The organism is Chryseobacterium sp. VD8 (genome assembly GCF_037149975.1).
GTDB classification, from domain to species: Bacteria; Bacteroidota; Bacteroidia; order Flavobacteriales; family Weeksellaceae; genus Chryseobacterium; species Chryseobacterium indicum.
In genome coordinates, this window is the sequence record NZ_JBBCQL010000377.1 from 1 (window position 1) to 2,296 (window position 2,296).

General features: G+C 39.4%; 1 protein-coding gene. It reads right to left on the bottom strand.

The genetic code is table 11. The features are described from left to right. A partial coding sequence (cphA, locus tag WFK35_RS22305; protein WP_336734793.1) for a cyanophycin synthetase occupies nt 1-2,044 on the bottom strand: 2,044 nt, incomplete at its 3' end. Between the last annotated feature and the right edge of the window lie 252 nt (nt 2,045-2,296).

Below are 2,296 nucleotides of genomic sequence, written 5' to 3' on the forward strand. Positions count from 1 at the left end.
CTTCCATCGTGATCGGGAAATCTTTTGCCTTTCCGATCCTGATCTTCCAGTCTCCTTTTTTAATGGTGACAAACCCTTCTTCATATACACAGGTAATTTTACCTTCTTTAGCGAATTTTTTGATGTGCGGATTGTTTTCATCCATACTGAAAATGGCAACATTAGAATGGAGATCATTAACAATTCTCATGGAATATTCGTCATCGGCATTCATCACACTCCATCCGTTTTTCTTTACGCTGTCCAGCACTACCCTTTTTACCCGGGTAAGATCTTTCAGGTTATGAATATCGTTCATCCCCAAATGGTCTTCCTTGATATTGGTTAAAACACCAATGTCACACTGAGAAAATCCTAAACCGGAGCGTAGAATCCCGCCTCTTGCGGTTTCCAGAACGGCAAATTCTACCGTTGGATCTTTCAGAATAAATTCAGCAGAAAGAGGTCCTGTTGTATCTCCTTTCGTCAACATCGTATTTTGAATATAAATTCCATCCGAGGTCGTGAAACCTACTCTGTAGCCGTTGCTTTTAACGATATGGGAAATCAGTCTTGTGGTGGTTGTTTTTCCATTCGTTCCCGTTACTGCAATAATCGGTATGGTAAAAGGTTTTCCCTGCGGATAGAGCATATCAACAACGGGAGCAGCAACGTTTCTCGGCAATCCTTCACTTGGAGCCAAGTGCATTCTGAATCCGGGAGCAGCATTTACTTCGATGATGGCACCGCCGCTTTCTTTTAAGGGCTGGGTTAAGTTTTCCGCCATAATATCAATTCCGCAGACATCAAGACCGATGATTTTTGAAATTCTTTCGGCCATGGTAATATTTTCAGGATGCACCATATCGGTAACATCAATAGATGTTCCTCCTGTAGAGAGATTGGCTGTTGATTTAAGATATACCACTTCCCCTTTCTGCGGAACGGTTTCCAGGGTATACTGAAGTTTTTCAAGAAGCTCTGTGGTATCTTTATCAATTAAGATTTCGGTTAAAACATTTTCGTGCCCGTAACCTCTTCTCGGATCTTTATTTTCTTTATCAATCAACTGCTGAAGATTCAGTTCTCCGTCTCCTACAACGTGAGCCGGAACTCTTCTTGCAGCGGCAACCATTTTATTGTTGATAACCAAAACTCTGAAATCGTATCCGATGATGTATTTTTCAACAATAACTTTTCTTGAGTATTTCTGAGCGTGTTCAAGACCTGTTTTTGCAGATTCCCAGTCGTTCACATTAATCGAAGAACCTTTTCCGTGGTTTCCGTCCAATGGTTTAATCACAACAGGGTAACCAATTTTTCTTATCACACTTCCTAATCCTTCCTCATCTACGATAAGATCTCCGATAGGAACAGGAATTGCCGCATCGTGGAGCATTTTTTTTGTTAACTCTTTATTACAGGCAATATCTACCGCAATTGAGCTTGTATTTCCTGTAATCGTTGCCTGAAATCTCTGCTGATTTACGCCATAGCCGAGCTGAACCAAAGAGTTGGTTCCCAGACGGATCCACGGAATTCTTCGGGAAACCGCTTCTTCCACGATACTTCCCGTAGAAGGACCAAGACGCACTCTTTCTCTGATTTCTTTTAGTTTTTTTATACAGGCATTCAGATCATATTCTTCACCTGTTATTAAAGCTTCAGCAATTTTTACAGATTCTTCTGCAGCATAAATTCCTGCATTTTCTTCGATATAGTTGAATACGACATTGTATACGCCCGGAGTTTTTGTTTCACGCGTTCTTCCGAAACCAACATCCATTCCGGCTAAAGTCTGGATTTCCAACGCGATATGCTCAATAACGTGTCCCATCCATGTTCCTGTTTCGATACGGTGAAAAAAACCGCCTTCTACTCCTTCGGAACATCTGTGAGAGAACAAAGAGGGAATCAGTTTTTCTATTCTTTCTCTGAAGCCGTCAATTTTATTGGTTGGGAAATTTTCCATTTCTTCGAGATCCAATCTCATCTGTATCAGTTTCTTTCTTCTGATGCTCCAAATGTTTGGTCCCCGTAACGCCTGTATCTTCTCAATTTTCATAGTCTATTTGCATTTTTTTTGTTAACAATAACTCCATTTAAAATCAAAGATAATGCAAAACGTGAAACGAAACTATACCATGGTTAAACATTTATTAAAAAATGAATGAAAAATATTGAAATTTTTAAAATCTCAGGAATAAAGATCAATATATTGAAACTTAGTGGAATGTCTGCCGTCATTAAAGATTGTTTAATAAGGATTAGTAACAACCGTTTTATGTCAGCTGTTTAAATCTAAACTTGTCTGAAC